This window comes from Paracoccus kondratievae, from assembly GCF_009301415.1.
GTDB classification, from domain to species: Bacteria; Pseudomonadota; Alphaproteobacteria; order Rhodobacterales; family Rhodobacteraceae; genus Paracoccus; species Paracoccus kondratievae.
This window is the reverse complement of the sequence record NZ_CP045072.1, coordinates 267,172-282,271: the sequence shown is the minus strand read 5'-3', so window position 1 is coordinate 282,271 and position 15,100 is coordinate 267,172. Positions and strand designations below refer to the sequence as shown.

Genomic DNA, 15,100 nt, shown 5'->3' with positions numbered 1-15,100 from the left:
CCTGTGTCAATGGGGATAAGCCGCGTTCGCTGCGATAGCGCACACACCGGATATGCCGTGTATATACATGACCTTGCCGTCATCCCGGCGCCATCATGTCAGGCCAGGGTCACAGGCGCCCGATTCTTTCGGATGTTCTGGCATGGAGAAACGCCACCTGCGGATTGCATAGCCCCTGCTTCGCCAAGGGGCGGTCCTGCCGCCCCCGCACCAAGGCCACACCGCAGGTAATGACCGCTGGTTCCGCGCTCTCAGCCTCGCAGCATCGCCAGCAAGCGGGTATCGGCATAGCCGTCAGGCGTCACACCGCGCGAGCGTTGGAAGGCCTTGATGGCCTCGGTCGACTGGCTCCCCAGTTTGCCGTCCACCCCGCCGGTGTCAAAGCCCTTGGCCATCAGCAGGCGCTGGATCTCGGCCTTTTCGGTGTTTGACAGGGTGCGGTCTCCGCGCGGCCAGTTGCCCTGAATGCCGGGACGGCCGGCGATGGCCTCACCCAGATAGGCAACGGCCAGCGCATAGCTGTCCGAGGCATTGTATTTCAGGATGGCGCGGAAATTCCCGGTGATCAGGAAGGCCGGACCGCGCGCACCCGCCGGGGCCAGGATCGAACCCGAAGGCACCGGCGCGCCGCTGACCGTGCGCACACCCATAGACGCCCATTGGCTGCCGGAATGCTGCACCGATTTACCGGTCTGGTTGAAGTCAAAGCCCGGAGGCAGGATCACCTCAGCGCCCCAGCTTTGACCCGAACGCCAGCCGTTCTGGCGCAGATAGCTTGCGGTCGAGGCCAGCGCGTCGGTCGGATCGTTCGACCAGATGTCGCGGCGGCCGTCCCCGTTAAAGTCTACCGCATGGGCAAGGAAGGATGACGGCATGAACTGCGTATGGCCCATGGCCCCCGCCCAGCTGCCGACCATATGGGCGCTGTCGACATCGCCGGACTGGATGATGCGCAGCGCGGCGACCAGCTCACCCGCAAAGAACTCACCCCGGCGGCCGTCATAGGCCAGCGTTGCCAGTGCCGGCACGATGCGGGTATTGCCACGATTGACGCCAAAGTTCGATTCCATCCCCCAGACCGCCAGCACGATTTCACGTGGGACGCCATAGCGGGATTCAATTGCCGACAGTGTGCTTGCATATTGCGCGGCCTTGCTGCGACCGGTCGCGCCGCGCGTCCCGATGGCACCGTCGAGATATTCCCAGATCGGCTTGGTAAATTCGCTCTGCTTGCGATCAAGAGCGACAAGGCTGGGCTGATAATGGGCATCCGCCATGGCGCTGTCAAAGACCGTGGGCGAGATCCCGGCAGCCAGCGCGCGCGGACGGAAGCTTTGCACCCAGTTCCGGAAACCTGCCTCAGAACCCTGCCCTCCCGCAGTGGGCAACCCGCTGAAATTGCCGCCAACCGCGCCGGGGGTCCTGTTCAGCGAAACGCCACAACCGGCCAGCGTGCCGATCAGCAGGGCGGCGGTCGCAATGCGCATGATGCGTCTGGTCATTCTGCCTGTCCGTTCCGTGCTTTTGTTCTGGTTTCGGTCAGTCTAACCCAGCATGGGCCGGCTGGATAGGGGCGGATCAGTCCTCGTGGTCATAGAGCGTCTCCATCTGCGCGACGATGACGGCATTCTCTTGGCGGGCACGCTCCATCAGGGCGCGTTCTTCGTCGGAGATCTCATGCCCCTCGGCCAGACGCTCTTCGATCGTGCCGTGGCCGGTGACCTCCAGCGGTGCAAGGCCGGCCTGTTTCAGGATGGCGACGGTCTCGCGCACCGCCTCATCTTCGTCCTTGCCCGATGCGTAGCAGACCAGCGCCGCGCCGGTCGCACCTTCGGGCAGCCCGTCCTCTGCAGCGCGCCCGACCTCGACCAGAAGCGTATAAACCTGTTGCATGGCTTTTCCTTTGCGCCAACTTGCGGTCATATCGCCCGAAACAGATGGAGGAGGCAATGAGCAAGAGCTTGCGGCGGGTGCGCACCGCACTGCAAGAGGCGGACCTGACCGCCGAGATCCGCGAGACCGACGACAGCGCCCGCACCGCCGAAGGCGCGGCTGCAGCAATCGGCTGCGAGGTCGATCAGATTGCCAAATCCATCATTTTCCGGGGCGAGGACAGCGGCCATGTCGTGCTGTTCCTGACTGCAGGCGGCAACCGGGTCGATCCGGCCAAGGCAACTGCGGTCGCGGGACAGAAGCTGGGCAAGGCCGATGCCGAGCTGATCCGCGCCGAGACCGGCTTTGCCATCGGCGGTGTGGCGCCGGTCGGGCATCTGCGCCCGCTTGAGGCATGGATAGACCCGCGCCTGCTGGAGTTTTCGACCGTATGGGCGGCGGCTGGCACACCACGCCATGTGTTCTCCATTACGCCACAGGACCTGATCCGCGTGACCGGCGCACAGACGGCGGATTTCACCGCCTGACCCCAAAGAAAAGGGGGCGGAAAATCCACCCCCCTTTCCTGTTTTCGTGCGGGCGCCCTAACCCGCGACCGCGCGATAAAGCCAGATCAGCAGCACCGCGCCGACCAGTCCCGCCACGCCCTGGGCAAGCCAGCTGCCCGCCTGCGCATTCAGCCCGACAAGGCCCAGAAGCGCATTGCCGACCACCGCGCCGACGATGCCAAGAATGACGTTGAGGATGATCCCCGTATCGGCCTTCATGATGCTGCTGGCGATCCAGCCCGCCAGACCACCGACGATGATCGCCGCCAGCCAACCCAAACCCTGCATGTGATACCTCCGCTTTCAAGATGTCATGCGGACAGAACGCACAAACCCGGCTTCGGTTCACGGCCGCCTCGCAACTTGGTGTATGCGACGCGGCCGGATTGGCGGATCAATCGCGCAAAAGCTCGTTGATCGAGGTTTTTGAACGGGTCTGCGCATCGACGCGCTTGACGATCACCGCGCAATACAGGTTCACGCCATTCCTGGACGGCAGCGAACCCGAGACGACGACTGAACCCGCCGGAACCTCGCCATAGGTGACCTCGCCGGTTTCGCGGTCCACGATCTTGGTCGATTTGCCGATAAACACGCCCATCCCGAGGACAGAGCCTTCGCGCACGATCACGCCTTCGACCACCTCAGAGCGGGCGCCGATAAAGCAGTTGTCCTCGATGATGGTCGGACCGGCCTGCATGGGCTCCAGCACGCCGCCAATGCCGACGCCGCCCGACAGGTGCACGTTCTTGCCGATCTGCGCGCAAGAGCCGACGGTGACCCAGGTATCAACCATGGTACCTTCATCGACATAGGCGCCCAGGTTCACAAAGCTGGGCATCAGCACCGCGCCCCTGGCAATATAGGCCGAGCGGCGGACGACACAGTTCGGCACGGCGCGAAAGCCCGCCTCTTTCCACTGGGCTTCGCCCCAGCTGGCGAATTTGCTGTCTACCTTGTCCCACCAGGTACCGCCCTGCGGGCCGCCGCTGTGGATCTCCATATCCTTCAGGCGAAAGCCCAGCAGCACCGCCTTTTTCGCCCATTGATTGACATGCCAGTCGTTATTGTCACGTTTTTCGGCGACGCGCAGCACGCCCTTGTCCAGTGCCTCCAGCGTCGCCTCGATGGCGTCGCGGACCTCGCCCCTGGTGGCCGGGGTGATCTGGTCACGGTTCTCCCAGGCGGCTTCGATGGCGGCTTCAAGGGCGTCATTCGACATGGTCTGGCCTCTCAACGGTGGAAACTCCTGACCAAGGGCTATAAGCCGAGGGCTGCGGCCGCGCAATGTGCGGCAGTCCGTGCCAGAGGTTTGGATGACAGAGTTTGAAGAGCGCAGCAATCCGTTCCGTGACAGCCATCAGGATGTCCAGGTAACCAGGACCACCCCCGATACGCCGCAGACGCGCGCACCGGCTTATCGGCTGGCCTTTACTGATACCGAGTTCCTGCTGCGCGAAGAGCTGCGTCCGGTCCGGCTGCAGCTTGAGCTGCTGAAACCGCAGATGATCATGGATGCGCGCGGCATCCGCTCGACCGTGGTGATGTTCGGCGGTGCCCGGATCCCGGCACCCGATCAGCGCGAGACGGCCCGCACGCCGACGCTGGCCGCCCTGTCGCATTACTATGACGAGGCGCGGCGCTTTGCCCGGCTGATGACCGAGCGCAGCCTGAAAAGCTATGGCGCCGAGAATGTGATCTGCACCGGTGGCGGTCCTGGGGTGATGGAGGCCGGCAACCTTGGCGCACATGAGGCCGGCGGCACCTCGATCGGCCTGTCAATCGTGCTGCCGCATGAGCAGGCTCCGAACGCTTATGTGACGCCGGATCTGTGCTTCAACTTCCATTATTTCGCGATCCGCAAGATGCACTTTCTGATGCGGGCCAAGGCGGTGACGATCTTCCCCGGCGGCTTTGGCACCATGGACGAGATGTTCGAGGCGCTGACCCTGATCCAGACCGGGCGCATGAAACGCGTGCCCTTCATCCTGTTCGGGTCCGAGTTCTGGAACGAGGTCATCAACTGGGAGGCGCTGGCCAAGGCGGGTACCATCAGCCCCGAGGATCTGGAGTTGATCAGCTTTGTCGAAAGCGCCGACGAGGCGGTCGAGATCATCGACAACTGGGTCGAGCCCTGCTCCTGACGGGGCGGGCGGTTGTCCCCATCAGGTGGGGGGACAGATCATTCCCGGTGATAGGGGCTGCCTGCAAGGATGGTGGTGGCGCGATAGATCTGTTCGGTCAGCATCACCCGGACCAGCATATGCGGCCAGACCATCCGGCCAAAGCTGATCGCCAGATCAGCACGGTCGCGCAACATGGGGTCGATGCCATCTGCCCCGCCGATCACAAAGGCCACATCCCGCGCCTGATCGCGCCAGCCGGCGATTCGGCTGGCTAACTCAGGAGAGCTGAGCATCTGCCCGCGCTCATCCAGCACCACCAGCGCGGCACCTTCGGGGATGACTTTGGAAAGCAGCGCCGCCTCGGCGGCCATGCCGCCGCCGCGCTTGTCCTCGACCTCGGCCAGGGTGACGGGCGGCAAACCCAAGGCGCGGCCCGCCTTGGCGTGACGTTCAAGATAATCGGCGACAAGCTTCGCCTCGGGGCCCTGCCGCAGCCGCCCGACCGCGGCAATGACCATGCGCATATGTCAGTTCTCGGGCTTGCCTGCCTGTCCGGCGGCGTGTTCGGCACGCATCCGGTCCAGCGTGGCCGAACGCAGCGCATCAGCCGGCATCCACATCTTTTCCAGCTGATAGAATTCCCGGACCTCGGGGCGGAATACGTGCACGATCACGTCATCGGTGTCGATCAGCACCCAATCGCCGGTCTCTTTCCCCTCGATTCGGGCAGAGCGGCCGGATTGCTGCTTTAGCCGATCGACCAGCTTTTCAGCGATCGAGGCTACCTGGCGCGCGTTCCGGCCCGAAGCGATCACCATGTGATCAGCCATGGCCGAGCGACCGCGCAGGTCGATGGTCACGACATCCTCGGCCTTGTCGTCGTCAAGCGAAGCAAGAATGCGGCTTAGTAGCTGATCGCTCGTCAGCTGGGAATCCGCGGTGGTCGCAGCCGGCGTGGTAGCCGGCGAGACGGTATTGGACAGGGGTTCATCCTCCGGTCATCACGCCGATCTCCCCCGGCGCCGGGGTTTTATTAATTTAGCACGGAATTCCGTCCGCTCAATGAGGGGACGTCGGTTTTCTGGGCCTCAATGCCGCCGGGACAGGCAGAAACTGGCAGATTGCCCCAGGGATCGGCGCAGCGCACCTGCCCCGCCGCCCAGGTCAGCGGCCTGTTTGCCAGATGTGCCATTTCCCGCGCACGTTCCGCCGGTGTGTGGGTGACATGCACCGCCAGCGCGAAAATCGCCACGCAGATCAGCGGGATCGCCCGCAGGACAAAGCGAATCAGCATGACCGGTCCCTTCCCGACTCATTTGCCGTGGAAGATAGGGCCAAACTGCTGAGATGGAATTAACAGCCCCGTGTAGAGCGGTTGAACATGATTGAACACACGGGCAAATGAACCTATTACTGGGCGCATGCGAGGATTCGTCTATTTCGACATCCATGACCGTGCCCGCCTGCCGGGTCGGTTCTACGGGGAAACCCTGTCCGTCACCGCCCGACTTTGACGGGCGCGGGCGCCTGCGCGCGCCCTGCCGCCTGCTGCGGCCCGAATTTCGCCTTTTCCCAGCTAGTCTTCCAGAAAAGAGACAGCCATGACCGGCAACACCAACGCGGGCGCGCCCCGCACCCTGTACGACAAAATCTTTGACGCCCATGTGGTCGAGCGTTCTGATGACGGGACCTGCATCCTCTATATCGACCGCCACCTCGTGCATGAGGTGACCTCGCCCCAGGCATTCGAGGGCCTGCGCATGGCCGGGCGCAAGGTGCGCCGCCCCGACCAGACCATCGCCGTGCCGGACCACAACGTCCCGACCACCGCCGACCGCGTGAACGGCATCGAAAACCCCGAGGGTCGTATCCAGGTCGCTGAACTGGACAAGAACGCCCGCGAATTCGGGCTGAACTACTACCCGATGAACGACATCCGTCAGGGCATCGTTCACATCGTCGGCCCCGAACAGGGCTGGACCCTGCCCGGCATGACCGTGGTTTGCGGCGACAGCCATACCGCGACCCATGGCGCTTTTGGTGCGCTTGCCCACGGCATCGGGACCTCTGAGGTCGAGCATGTTCTGGCCACCCAGACGCTGATCCAGAAAAAGTCCAGGAACATGAAGGTCGAGATCACCGGCAAGCTGCGCCCCGGTGTGACCGCCAAGGACATTACGCTGTCGATCATCGGCCACACCGGCACGGCTGGTGGCACCGGCTATGTCATCGAATATTGCGGCGAAGCGATCCGCGACCTGTCGATGGAAGGCCGGATGACCGTCTGCAACATGGCGATCGAAGGTGGCGCCCGCGCCGGCCTGATCGCCCCTGACGAAAAGACCTTTGAATACGTCAAGGGCCGCCCGCACGCGCCGAAAGGCGCCGCGTGGGAGGCCGCGCTGGCCTGGTGGAAAACCCTGTATTCCGACGAAGGCGCGCATTGGGACAAAGTCATCACCATCCGCGCCGAGGACATCGCCCCGGTCGTGACCTGGGGCACCTCGCCCGAGGACGTTCTGCCGATCTCCGCCAACGTCCCCGCGCCCGAGGATTTCGAAGGCGGCAAGGTCGAGGCCGTGCGCCGCAGCCTTGACTACATGGGTCTGAAACCGGGCACCCCGCTGAACGAAATCAAGATCGACGCGGTCTTTATCGGGTCCTGCACCAATGGCCGGATCGAGGATCTGCGCGCCGCGGCCTCGATCCTCAGGGGACAGAAACTGGCGCCGGGTGTGCGCGGCATGGTCGTGCCCGGCTCGGGTCTGGTGCGGATGCAGGCTGAGGAAGAGGGGCTGGACAAGATTTTTATCGACGCCGGCTTTGAATGGCGTCTGGCCGGCTGTTCGATGTGTCTGGGCATGAACCCCGACCAGCTTGCCCCCGGCGAACGCTGCGCCGCGACCTCGAACCGCAACTTTGAGGGCCGCATGGGCCGTGGTGGCCGCACCCACCTGATGTCGCCGGTCATGGCGGCAGCGGCGGGCATTCGCGGTCATCTGACCGATGTGCGCGAGTTTCTGACCGAGACGGTCTGATCGCTTGGGCGGGGTCCTTAGCGGCCCCGCCGCAACAGCATCAGCGCGTTAAGGGCAATCAGCACAAGCCCCGCGTTTTCGAGCCAGAAATTGAACTTGATGTCCGCAAAATCGGCACTGATCAGCCTGTCCACATGATGAAAGCCAGCCGCGCGCACCAGCACAAAGCAGCACAGCACCGCCAGACCCAGCAGGGCCAGGCGGTTGTGGCTCATGTGTCCGCGCAAGGCTTTCGTCGCCCAGATCAGCGCCAGAACGGCCCCCAGAACCAGCCCGGCGATAAAGGCCAGCTGCACGATATAGCGGCTGTCATACCAGCCCTGCGCCCGCGCCACGCACCGCCCCGCAGCGGTCAGCGCAGTTTGCAGATCCAGCTGTTTGTTCAGGGCCAGAAAGGCCATCAACCCGGCAATGACCAGCCACAATTTGCGTGCGGCACCCGCCGGACGACGGCGCAGTACCAGCACCGCCAGCCACAGGCAGACAAGATAGGACAGAACCGTCAGCCAACCGGTGAACCCGGGGTCCCCGATCTTTGGGGTCCAGTCGCGGGCAATGCAGGCACGCAGGTCGTGAAAGCTCGAAAATCCAAAAAACATCTGAAGGACCCGTTTCGTCGTGGTGCTATGCGCCCAGTCGGCCTGGGTTAACGGGGACGCACTCCCCCAGTCAATTCGCGAGGATCAACACATGGACAAGTTCACCACCCTGACCGGCATCGCGGCCCCCATGCCGCTGGTCAATATCGACACCGACATGATCATCCCCAAACAGTTCCTCAAGACGATCCATCGTTCGGGTCTGGGCAAGAACCTGTTTGACGAGATGCGCTACAATCCCGACGGCACCGAGATCGCCGATTTCGTGCTGAACCAGCCCGCCTATCGCAGCGCGGAAATCATCGTCGCCGGGGATAACTTTGGCTGCGGCTCGTCGCGCGAGCATGCGCCCTGGGCACTGCTGGACTTTGGCATCCGCGCGGTCATCTCGACCAGCTTTGCCGACATCTTTTACAATAACTGCTTCAAGAACGGCATCCTGCCCATCGTCATGCCGCAAGAGGCGGTGGACGTGCTGATGGAGGACGCCCGCAAAGGCGCCAACGCCCGCATGACCATCGACCTTGAAAACCAGACCGTCACCACTTCGGACGGGCAAAGCTTTGGCTTCGACATCGACCCCTTCCGCAAACATTGCCTGCTGAACGGGCTGGACGATATCGGCCTGACCATGGAAAAGTCCGCGTCGATCGACACGTTCGAGGCGCAGATGCAACAGAGCCGGCCTTGGGTCTGAATGCTTTCGCCGGGCTGGCGCTGATCCTCGCGCTGGCCCAGGGCACGCTGGCAGAGCCTTTGCGGATCGCCACCTATAGCCCCGGCCTGTCACGCGACGGGCCGGGGTTATTGCTGCGCGATCTGACCCGCAAGGACAGCCAGATTGACGCCGTAATCCGCGTCATCGCCGGGACACGGCCCGATATCCTTTTGCTGACCGATTTCGACTGGGACTACGACAGCAAGGCGTTGGATGCATTTGCCGCAAGGCTGGCCAAGGCGGGGCTGGATTATCCCCACCGTTTTGCAGCACGCCCAAATTCCGGCATGGCGACCGGGCTGGATCTGAACGCCGACGGACGGCTTGGCACAGCAGATGATGCGCAGGGGTTTGGCAATTTCACCGGTCAGGGCGGTATGGCGATCCTGTCGCGCCACCCGATAGGCTCAGTCCGGGATTACAGTGGTTTCCTGTGGCGCGATCTGCCCGGCAACCTGATGCCGCCCCTGCCGCCCGAGGTCGCGGCGGCGCGGCGCCTGTCCTCGACCGCGCATTGGGATGCTGAAATCACCATTGCGGGTCAGCCGCTGCACCTGCTGGCTATGTCAGCAACCCCTCCGGTCTTTGACGGCCCCGAAGATTTGAACGGGCGGCGCAATCACGACGAACTGGCCTTCTGGCTGCACCATCTGCCCAAAGGTCCCTTCGTGCTTGCCGGAAATCTGAACCTTGATCCGATGGACGGCGACGGCCGACCCGAGGCTTTGGCCCGGATCATGGCCCATGTCACCGACCCCCTGCCCCGCAGCACCGGAGGGACGGCGGCCAGGGGGGGCGTGAACGACAACCATAAGGGCGACCCCGCGCTGGATACCGGCGACTGGCGCGACGACCGTCCGCCGGGCAACCTGCGCGTCGATTACGTCCTGCCCGCCAAGGGGTTAGAGGTGCTGGGCTCTGGCGTCTTCTGGCCTGCCGAGGGGCCACTGGCCGAGGCCGCGCTGAAAGCCTCGGCGCATCGGCTGGTCTGGGTCGATGTGGATTGGCCACCCGCGCCCTGACCGGCCTGCGACGAGACGGCACCCGATTCCGCTTGCCGCCGGCGCGATCTCGCAGCTAACATGCCCACGTATCGGTGCCCCTTGATCGGGGCCCAAAAGGGAATGCGGTGCGGCCCGGAACATCCGGTGCCAAATCCGCAGCCGCCCCCGCGACTGTGAGCGGAGAGCGGACGCCCATCACGCCACTGGCCCGTCATGGCCGGGAAGGCGGGCGTCAGCTGTGACCCGCAAGCCAGGAGACCTGCCGGTGCATGAAACCGTAACGTCGTCGGGTTGGACGACTACAGGAAAGGGTCAAGAATGACCGCAAAGACCATGACGACCAGCAGCGCCGCAGGCGCGCGCTCGGTCCTGCTTCCTGCCATTGCAGCGTTTGCCATCGGCTTTGGGCTGATCTTTGTGTCGGGGCTGGTGCAGGCCGAGACCCTGCATGATGCCGCGCATGACACGCGTCACGCCGTCGGCTTCCCCTGCCACTGAGATGTTTTCGCGCATAGTGACCAGCGGATTGATCGCTGGCGCTGCAGCAGGGCTGATTGCCGCCCTGTTGCAGCTTTGGTTCGTGCAGCCGGTGCTGCTGCATGCCGAACTGTATGAATCGGGCCAACTGACCCATTTCGGGGCCGAGACCGTCAGCGCCCATCAGAACCTTGGTCCGTTTGAATGGAGCCGCAACATGCTGTCGGTTCTGTTCACCATGATGGTCTATGCAGGCTACGGGCTGATGCTGGTGGCACTGATGGCGGTGACCGAGGTGCAGGGAAATACGGTATCAGCCCGGCAGGGGCTGCTGTGGGGGCTTGCAGGTTTTGTCACCATGCAGCTTGCCCCGGCCTTTGGCCTTGCACCCGAGGTGCCGGGCGTTGCCGCCGCTGATGTGCAGCTTCGCGCAATCTGGTGGCTTGGCACGGCGGTTGCGACCGGGCTTGCCCTGTGGCTGATCGTCTTTGGCAAAGGCTGGGCGGCATGGGGCGCGGCAATCATCCTGATCATCGCGCCGCATCTGATCGGAGCACCGCAGCCCGACAGTTACGCCGGCCCCGTCCCGCCGGAACTGGCAGCCGAATTCGCCGGCCGCTCGCTAGGCGTAGGCGCCATGGCATGGACCCTGCTTGGGCTGCTTTCGGGCTGGCTCTGGCAGCGCGAGGCGCAGGGCGCCCCAGTGCCGCAGGCGGCCTGATCGGGAATGAAGCATTCGCAGCCGGGCGGCCATCGTCCGGCTGTTCCTATGAACAAGGATAGTGACATGGATCGCTCGATCCCGATGCTGCTGATCGGTCTGATCTTCGGCGGCGGCATGGGCTTTGTCATCGCCGCCGCGAATGGCGTCACGCTGGACGGCCACGACCACGGTGCCAATGGCCATGGCGCACAGACCGGGACGCATCACCACGGCACGGCCATCGACCTGCCCGCTGGCAGCGCAACTGCCTCGGCGCGGCTTGAACCCGACAGCGTCACCGGCTGGAACCTGTTCGTGCAGGCGCAGGGCTTTTGCTTTGCGCCCGAACATGCAGGTCTGGCCCACCGCGCGGGTGAAGGTCACGCCCATCTTTACCTGAACGGCACCAAGATCGCCCGTCTTTATGGCCCCGCCCATCACCTTGGGTCGCTGGCGCCCGGCGATCAGCTGCGGGTCGAACTGAATGCCAACGATCACAGCCCCCTGACCGTCGGCGGCCAGCCGCTTGCTATCGAACTGACAGTCCCCGAACGCCCGGTCGCCATCCGCGCCGGGGCCGAGGGCCTGCCCGACAACGCAATCTGCGCTACACCGTGATGGAGTTCGGCCCCGAAGATCGCGCCACGCTGGACCGCATCCTGCGCTGGCGCCGCGATATACGCCATTTCCGCCCCGATCCTGTGCCCGAACCCCTGCTGGATGAGCTGCGTGCCGCGATGGAGCTTGCGCCATCCGTCGGCAACTCTCGTCCCTGGCGGGTGGTTCGCGTCGAAACCCCGGCTCTGCGCGACCGGATCCGGGCCGAGTTCCAACGCTGCAATACCGAGGCCGCCAGCCACTATCGGGGCCAGCAGCGACAGGAATATGATGCATTGAAACTGGCAGGTCTTGATCGCGCACCGGTGTGGCTGGCCGTCTTTACCCGTCTCGACCCCTCTGAGGGGCACGGCCTTGGCCGGGCAACCATGCCGCAAACGCTGCAACAATCGACCGCCATGGCAATCATGGCGCTATGGCTGGCGGCACGGGCGCGCAATCTGGGGATGGGGATGGTCTCGATCATCGACCCCCAGCGGATCACCGCGCTTTTGCAGGTGTCGCCTGAATGGGAGTTCTCGGCCCTTCTCTGCCTCGGCTGGCCTGAGTTTGAGGATGACACGCCATTGCTGCATCGCAGGGGCTGGCAGGAAAATACCGCCCCCGAATGGCAGCGGCGCTAGGGCCTTACATCTTCAGCCCCGGCAGATGGCTGGCCTGCAGCACCCAATCGGCGAATTGCTTTTCGTCGAACGGGCCTTCGGGAATATGGACATAGCGCACGTCGGGCTGTTTCGAGGCGACAGGCGGCAGCGGATCCAGCTCTGCGCCGCGAAAAAAGCCGACTTTGATATATTTAGTCATGCAGTGAAAGCTGAGGAACCAGACCCCTTCCTCGACCCCGTAAAAAGGCGAATTCCACTTTACCGCCTTTTTCACACCCGGCACGGTGCGGGTGATGATCTGATCCAGCTTTTCGCCAACCTGATGCTTCCATCCCGGCAGCGCGTCGATATAGGCGCGAACGGGGGCTTCGCCATATCCCTTTGGGATCTGCGGATTGCCGCCCGAAAGCAGTTTTGGCTTGTTCTGCGGTTCGGTCATCGTCCTAGAACTCTACCCCCGGCTGGGCCTTGATACCGTCGCGGAACGGATGCTTGACCTGTTCCATCTCTGTTACAAGATCGGCAAGCTCGATCAGTTCCGGCCTGGCGTTGCGCCCGGTCAGCACGACATGGGTCATCGGCTGCTTTTCGCTGCGCAGAAAGACCAGCACCTCGTCCAGATCCAGATAATCATAGCGCAGGGCGATGTTGATCTCATCAAGCAGTACCATACGGATGCGGGGATCGCGGATCAGCTCTTTGGCCTTTTCCCAGCCGGCGCGGGCGGCGGCGATGTCACGCTCACGGTCCTGCGTTTCCCAGGTAAACCCCTCGCCCATGGCATAAAACTGGCACAGATCGCCGAAATGTCCGGTCAAAAGCCGACGCTCGCCCGTGTCCCATGAGCCCTTGATGAACTGCACCACGGCGCAGGGCATCTCATGGGCGATGCAGCGCAGGATCATGCCAAACCCGGACGAGGACTTGCCCTTGCCCTTGCCGGTATGGACGATGATCAGTCCCTTTTCGCCCTGCTTTCCAGCCATCATCCGGTCACGCGCAGCCTTGATCCTGGCCATCTTCTCGGCATGGCGAAGGTTGTCTTCGGTCGGCATCGGGCACTCCTTTGCTTGACAAGTCGGGACCGGGCGCGCACAGACAAGGGGCGCTGGTTCCTGTCCTACGACAGGCTAAGAGGGAATGCGACAGGCAACCGCCTGGAAGCAGCCGCCCCCGCGACCGTGACCGGAAAGGTCGCCCATAAGCCACTGGCCAAAAGCCGGGAAGGCGGGACGACCGTGGGCCCCACAGGCCCGAATCCGCAAGCCGGGAGACCTGCCCGCGCAAAGGATTGACCGGCGGACGGGGTGTTCCTGCTGGGGCTTGGGGCATATGTCGCGCCCCCGCGCCCTGCCGCCATAACGGATGAAGGGCGCATGACAGTCACCTTGCACGTCTGCATCACCTGCCGCGCCGGCCTGCCCGTCCCCGACGGCGAGCCCGTGCCCGGCCTGCGTCTGCTGCAGGCGCTGACCGCCGAGACCCTGCCCCAAGGCGTGCGTATCGTTCCCGTCGAATGCCTGTCGGCCTGCGCCAATGGCGCGGCGATCGCGCTGTCGGGCCCGGGCCGGTGGACCTATGTCTATGGCAGCATGTCGGCTGATGACGCCCCCGAGATCATGCAGGGCGCCGCCGCCTATGCCGACGCATCTGACGGCATCGTCCCCTGGCGCGAACGCGTCACGATTTTCCGCAAGCGCAGCCTCGCGCGCATTCCTCCGATTGGGTAGCACATGACCGACCTGACCAAGACCCCAGTGACTGTCATCACCGGCTTTCTGGGCGCCGGCAAGACCACGCTGATCCGCCACCTGATGCAGAACCCGCAGGGCAAGCGGCTGGCAGTTCTGGTCAACGAATTCGGCACAATGGGCGTGGACGGAGAGATCCTGAAATCCTGCGCAGACGAAAACTGCCCGGCCGAAAACATCATGGAGCTGTCGAACGGCTGCATCTGTTGCACCGTCGCCGATGACTTCATCCCGACGCTTGAACGGCTGATGGCAATGCCGGTCAGGCCCGACCACATCCTGATCGAGACCTCGGGCCTTGCCCTGCCGAAACCGCTGCTTAAGGCGTTCGACTGGCCGGCGATCCGTTCGCGCATCACCGTGGACGGGGTGATTGCACTGGCCGATGCCGAGGCGGTTGCGGCAGGCCGTTTTGCCCCCGACGTGGCGGCAGTCGAGGCCCAGCGCGCCGCTGATGACAGCCTTGACCACGAAACGCCGCTTTCCGAGGTGTTCGAGGACCAGATCGCCTGTGCCGATATCGTCCTGCTCTCCAAGGCTGATCTGGCGGGCGAACAGGGGCTGGCCGCCGCCCGCGCGGTCATCGAGGCCGAGGCCCCGCGCAAGCTGCCGATCCTGCCGCTGGTTGACGGGGTGATCGACCCGCGCGTCATCCTGGGCCTCAATGCCGCGGCCGAGGATGACCTTGCCGCCCGCCCCAGCCATCATGACGGGGCCGAGGATCATGAGCATGACGATTTCGACTCGGTGGTGATCGAACTGGCCGAGATCGCGGACCCGGCTGATCTGGCCACCCGCATCGAACGGCTGGCGCGGGAACAGAACATCCTGCGGGTCAAAGGCCATGTCGCCGTCCTGGGCAAGCCCATGCGGTTGCTGGTGCAGGCGGTGGGTGAACGGGTGCGCCACCAATACGACCGGCCCTGGGGCGATGCCCCCCGCAACTCGCGCCTCGTCGTCATTGCCGAGCATGACGATATCGACGAGGCCGCGATCAGGGCGGTTCTGGCCGCATAAGCG

At 64.0% G+C, this 15,100-nt stretch carries 21 protein-coding genes and 2 riboswitches; of the genes, 11 read left to right on the top strand and 10 right to left on the bottom strand.

Annotation, left to right across the window (positions count from 1 at the left end; genetic code table 11):
• Window positions 1-251: 251 nt before the first annotated feature.
• Together F8A10_RS01485 and F8A10_RS01480 are read right to left on the bottom strand one after the other, a co-directional pair.
• Window positions 252-1,502, bottom strand: coding sequence for a lytic murein transglycosylase (locus F8A10_RS01485; protein WP_085501384.1), 1,251 nt, complete (start codon window positions 1,500-1,502; stop codon window positions 252-254).
• A gap of 76 nt (window positions 1,503-1,578) precedes the next feature.
• Window positions 1,579-1,893 carry a hypothetical protein gene (locus F8A10_RS01480; RefSeq protein ID WP_010393367.1) on the bottom strand — a complete coding sequence of 105 codons (315 nt, stop codon included), beginning with the start codon at window positions 1,891-1,893 and terminating at the stop codon, window positions 1,579-1,581.
• 56 nt (window positions 1,894-1,949) lie between these two features.
• Between F8A10_RS01480 and F8A10_RS01475 the strand changes: the two genes are divergently transcribed.
• A complete protein-coding gene (locus F8A10_RS01475; protein WP_152366538.1) occupies window positions 1,950-2,420 on the top strand; it encodes a YbaK/EbsC family protein in 471 nt (156 codons plus the stop codon).
• 57 nt (window positions 2,421-2,477) lie between these two features.
• Here F8A10_RS01475 and F8A10_RS01470 read toward each other — a convergent pair whose 3' ends face one another.
• Both F8A10_RS01470 and dapD read right to left on the bottom strand, forming a co-directional pair.
• Window positions 2,478-2,729, bottom strand: coding sequence for a GlsB/YeaQ/YmgE family stress response membrane protein (locus tag F8A10_RS01470; protein ID WP_010393376.1), 252 nt, complete (start codon window positions 2,727-2,729; stop codon window positions 2,478-2,480).
• A gap of 106 nt (window positions 2,730-2,835) precedes the next feature.
• A complete protein-coding gene (gene dapD / locus F8A10_RS01465) occupies window positions 2,836-3,663 on the bottom strand; it encodes a 2,3,4,5-tetrahydropyridine-2,6-dicarboxylate N-succinyltransferase (protein WP_152366537.1) in 828 nt (275 codons plus the stop codon).
• Window positions 3,664-3,757: 94 nt separating this feature from the next.
• Between dapD and F8A10_RS01460 the strand changes: the two genes are divergently transcribed.
• Window positions 3,758-4,585 (top strand): LOG family protein, encoded by an 828-nt coding sequence (locus tag F8A10_RS01460; protein WP_010393382.1) that lies wholly within the window; start codon window positions 3,758-3,760, stop codon window positions 4,583-4,585.
• Window positions 4,586-4,623: 38 nt separating this feature from the next.
• Here F8A10_RS01460 and rlmH read toward each other — a convergent pair whose 3' ends face one another.
• From rlmH to F8A10_RS01445, 3 genes are read right to left on the bottom strand one after another with little or no spacing between them, the layout of a single operon-like run.
• Window positions 4,624-5,091: a 23S rRNA (pseudouridine(1915)-N(3))-methyltransferase RlmH gene (gene rlmH / locus F8A10_RS01455; RefSeq protein WP_010393384.1), complete on the bottom strand. Its 468-nt coding sequence runs from the start codon at window positions 5,089-5,091 to the stop codon at window positions 4,624-4,626.
• Between the two features lie 3 nt (window positions 5,092-5,094).
• Complete coding sequence (rsfS, locus tag F8A10_RS01450) at window positions 5,095-5,550, bottom strand: ribosome silencing factor (RefSeq protein ID WP_083825813.1); 456 nt, start codon at window positions 5,548-5,550, stop codon at window positions 5,095-5,097.
• A gap of 50 nt (window positions 5,551-5,600) precedes the next feature.
• Window positions 5,601-5,861, bottom strand: coding sequence for a hypothetical protein (locus F8A10_RS01445; RefSeq protein WP_010393386.1), 261 nt, complete (start codon window positions 5,859-5,861; stop codon window positions 5,601-5,603).
• A gap of 307 nt (window positions 5,862-6,168) precedes the next feature.
• On the opposite strand from F8A10_RS01445, the gene leuC reads away from it, so the two are divergent.
• Window positions 6,169-7,605 carry a 3-isopropylmalate dehydratase large subunit gene (leuC, locus tag F8A10_RS01440; protein WP_010393387.1) on the top strand — a complete coding sequence of 479 codons (1,437 nt, stop codon included), beginning with the start codon at window positions 6,169-6,171 and terminating at the stop codon, window positions 7,603-7,605.
• A 17-nt stretch (window positions 7,606-7,622) separates the two neighbouring features.
• Here leuC and F8A10_RS01435 read toward each other — a convergent pair whose 3' ends face one another.
• Complete coding sequence (locus F8A10_RS01435; protein WP_085501387.1) at window positions 7,623-8,204, bottom strand: hypothetical protein; 582 nt, start codon at window positions 8,202-8,204, stop codon at window positions 7,623-7,625.
• 91 nt (window positions 8,205-8,295) lie between these two features.
• Here F8A10_RS01435 and leuD point away from each other — a divergent pair, with 91 nt between their 5' ends.
• From leuD to bluB, 6 genes are all read left to right on the top strand, one after another.
• Entirely contained in the window at window positions 8,296-8,901 is a 606-nt protein-coding gene (leuD, locus tag F8A10_RS01430) for a 3-isopropylmalate dehydratase small subunit (protein ID WP_010393389.1), read from the top strand.
• Entirely contained in the window at window positions 8,892-9,944 is a 1,053-nt protein-coding gene (locus F8A10_RS01425) for an endonuclease/exonuclease/phosphatase family protein (protein WP_152366536.1), read from the top strand. The genes leuD and F8A10_RS01425 overlap by 10 nt, the downstream gene beginning before the upstream one ends.
• A gap of 55 nt (window positions 9,945-9,999) precedes the next feature.
• A riboswitch (cobalamin riboswitch) is annotated at window positions 10,000-10,207 on the top strand.
• 37 nt (window positions 10,208-10,244) lie between these two features.
• Window positions 10,245-10,424, top strand: coding sequence for a CbtB domain-containing protein (locus tag F8A10_RS01420; RefSeq protein ID WP_010393405.1), 180 nt, complete (start codon window positions 10,245-10,247; stop codon window positions 10,422-10,424).
• 1 nt (window position 10,425) lies between these two features.
• The gene (locus tag F8A10_RS01415; RefSeq protein WP_152366535.1) at window positions 10,426-11,124 is read left to right on the top strand and encodes a CbtA family protein; all 699 of its coding nucleotides are present in this window, start codon (window positions 10,426-10,428) and stop codon (window positions 11,122-11,124) included.
• A 66-nt stretch (window positions 11,125-11,190) separates the two neighbouring features.
• On the top strand, window positions 11,191-11,724 hold the full coding sequence (locus tag F8A10_RS01410; RefSeq protein WP_085501390.1) for a hypothetical protein: 534 nt from the start codon (window positions 11,191-11,193) through the stop codon (window positions 11,722-11,724).
• Window positions 11,724-12,347 carry a 5,6-dimethylbenzimidazole synthase gene (bluB, locus tag F8A10_RS01405; protein WP_085501391.1) on the top strand — a complete coding sequence of 208 codons (624 nt, stop codon included), beginning with the start codon at window positions 11,724-11,726 and terminating at the stop codon, window positions 12,345-12,347. Before F8A10_RS01410 ends, bluB begins: the two co-directional genes overlap by 1 nt.
• A 4-nt stretch (window positions 12,348-12,351) precedes the next feature.
• Here bluB and F8A10_RS01400 read toward each other — a convergent pair whose 3' ends face one another.
• Both F8A10_RS01400 and cobO read right to left on the bottom strand, forming a co-directional pair.
• Window positions 12,352-12,768, bottom strand: a complete 417-nt coding sequence (locus tag F8A10_RS01400) for a DUF1801 domain-containing protein (RefSeq protein ID WP_152366534.1) — start codon at window positions 12,766-12,768, stop codon at window positions 12,352-12,354.
• A gap of 4 nt (window positions 12,769-12,772) precedes the next feature.
• Window positions 12,773-13,384 carry a cob(I)yrinic acid a,c-diamide adenosyltransferase gene (cobO, locus tag F8A10_RS01395; RefSeq protein ID WP_152366533.1) on the bottom strand — a complete coding sequence of 204 codons (612 nt, stop codon included), beginning with the start codon at window positions 13,382-13,384 and terminating at the stop codon, window positions 12,773-12,775.
• A 37-nt stretch (window positions 13,385-13,421) separates the two neighbouring features.
• A riboswitch (cobalamin riboswitch) is annotated at window positions 13,422-13,626 on the top strand.
• Window positions 13,627-13,705: 79 nt separating this feature from the next.
• Here cobO and F8A10_RS01390 point away from each other — a divergent pair.
• Together F8A10_RS01390 and cobW are read left to right on the top strand one after the other, a co-directional pair.
• Window positions 13,706-14,059 (top strand): DUF1636 family protein, encoded by a 354-nt coding sequence (locus F8A10_RS01390; protein WP_029371486.1) that lies wholly within the window; start codon window positions 13,706-13,708, stop codon window positions 14,057-14,059.
• Between the two features lie 3 nt (window positions 14,060-14,062).
• Window positions 14,063-15,097 carry a cobalamin biosynthesis protein CobW gene (gene cobW / locus F8A10_RS01385; RefSeq protein ID WP_010393415.1) on the top strand — a complete coding sequence of 345 codons (1,035 nt, stop codon included), beginning with the start codon at window positions 14,063-14,065 and terminating at the stop codon, window positions 15,095-15,097.
• Window positions 15,098-15,100: the final 3 nt, after the last annotated feature.

What these genes read in the sequence shown, in the direction of transcription:
- F8A10_RS01420 (WP_010393405.1), top strand. Translation starts at nt 10,245, where the DNA reads ATGACCGCAAAGACCATGACGACCAGCAGCGCCGCAGGCGCGCGCTCG.
- F8A10_RS01480 (WP_010393367.1), bottom strand. Translation starts at nt 1,893, where the DNA reads ATGCAACAGGTTTATACGCTTCTGGTCGAGGTCGGGCGCGCTGCAGAG.
- bluB (WP_085501391.1), top strand. Translation starts at nt 11,724, where the DNA reads ATGGAGTTCGGCCCCGAAGATCGCGCCACGCTGGACCGCATCCTGCGC.
- cobO (WP_152366533.1), bottom strand. Translation starts at nt 13,384, where the DNA reads ATGCCGACCGAAGACAACCTTCGCCATGCCGAGAAGATGGCCAGGATC.
- rlmH (WP_010393384.1), bottom strand. Translation starts at nt 5,091, where the DNA reads ATGCGCATGGTCATTGCCGCGGTCGGGCGGCTGCGGCAGGGCCCCGAG.
- F8A10_RS01400 (WP_152366534.1), bottom strand. Translation starts at nt 12,768, where the DNA reads ATGACCGAACCGCAGAACAAGCCAAAACTGCTTTCGGGCGGCAATCCG.
- F8A10_RS01415 (WP_152366535.1), top strand. Translation starts at nt 10,426, where the DNA reads ATGTTTTCGCGCATAGTGACCAGCGGATTGATCGCTGGCGCTGCAGCA.
- F8A10_RS01390 (WP_029371486.1), top strand. Translation starts at nt 13,706, where the DNA reads ATGACAGTCACCTTGCACGTCTGCATCACCTGCCGCGCCGGCCTGCCC.
- leuC (WP_010393387.1), top strand. Translation starts at nt 6,169, where the DNA reads ATGACCGGCAACACCAACGCGGGCGCGCCCCGCACCCTGTACGACAAA.
- F8A10_RS01485 (WP_085501384.1), bottom strand. Translation starts at nt 1,502, where the DNA reads ATGACCAGACGCATCATGCGCATTGCGACCGCCGCCCTGCTGATCGGC.
- F8A10_RS01475 (WP_152366538.1), top strand. Translation starts at nt 1,950, where the DNA reads ATGAGCAAGAGCTTGCGGCGGGTGCGCACCGCACTGCAAGAGGCGGAC.
- dapD (WP_152366537.1), bottom strand. Translation starts at nt 3,663, where the DNA reads ATGTCGAATGACGCCCTTGAAGCCGCCATCGAAGCCGCCTGGGAGAAC.
- F8A10_RS01445 (WP_010393386.1), bottom strand. Translation starts at nt 5,861, where the DNA reads ATGCTGATTCGCTTTGTCCTGCGGGCGATCCCGCTGATCTGCGTGGCG.
- leuD (WP_010393389.1), top strand. Translation starts at nt 8,296, where the DNA reads ATGGACAAGTTCACCACCCTGACCGGCATCGCGGCCCCCATGCCGCTG.
- F8A10_RS01470 (WP_010393376.1), bottom strand. Translation starts at nt 2,729, where the DNA reads ATGCAGGGTTTGGGTTGGCTGGCGGCGATCATCGTCGGTGGTCTGGCG.
- F8A10_RS01435 (WP_085501387.1), bottom strand. Translation starts at nt 8,204, where the DNA reads ATGTTTTTTGGATTTTCGAGCTTTCACGACCTGCGTGCCTGCATTGCC.
- F8A10_RS01460 (WP_010393382.1), top strand. Translation starts at nt 3,758, where the DNA reads ATGACAGAGTTTGAAGAGCGCAGCAATCCGTTCCGTGACAGCCATCAG.
- cobW (WP_010393415.1), top strand. Translation starts at nt 14,063, where the DNA reads ATGACCGACCTGACCAAGACCCCAGTGACTGTCATCACCGGCTTTCTG.
- F8A10_RS01410 (WP_085501390.1), top strand. Translation starts at nt 11,191, where the DNA reads ATGGATCGCTCGATCCCGATGCTGCTGATCGGTCTGATCTTCGGCGGC.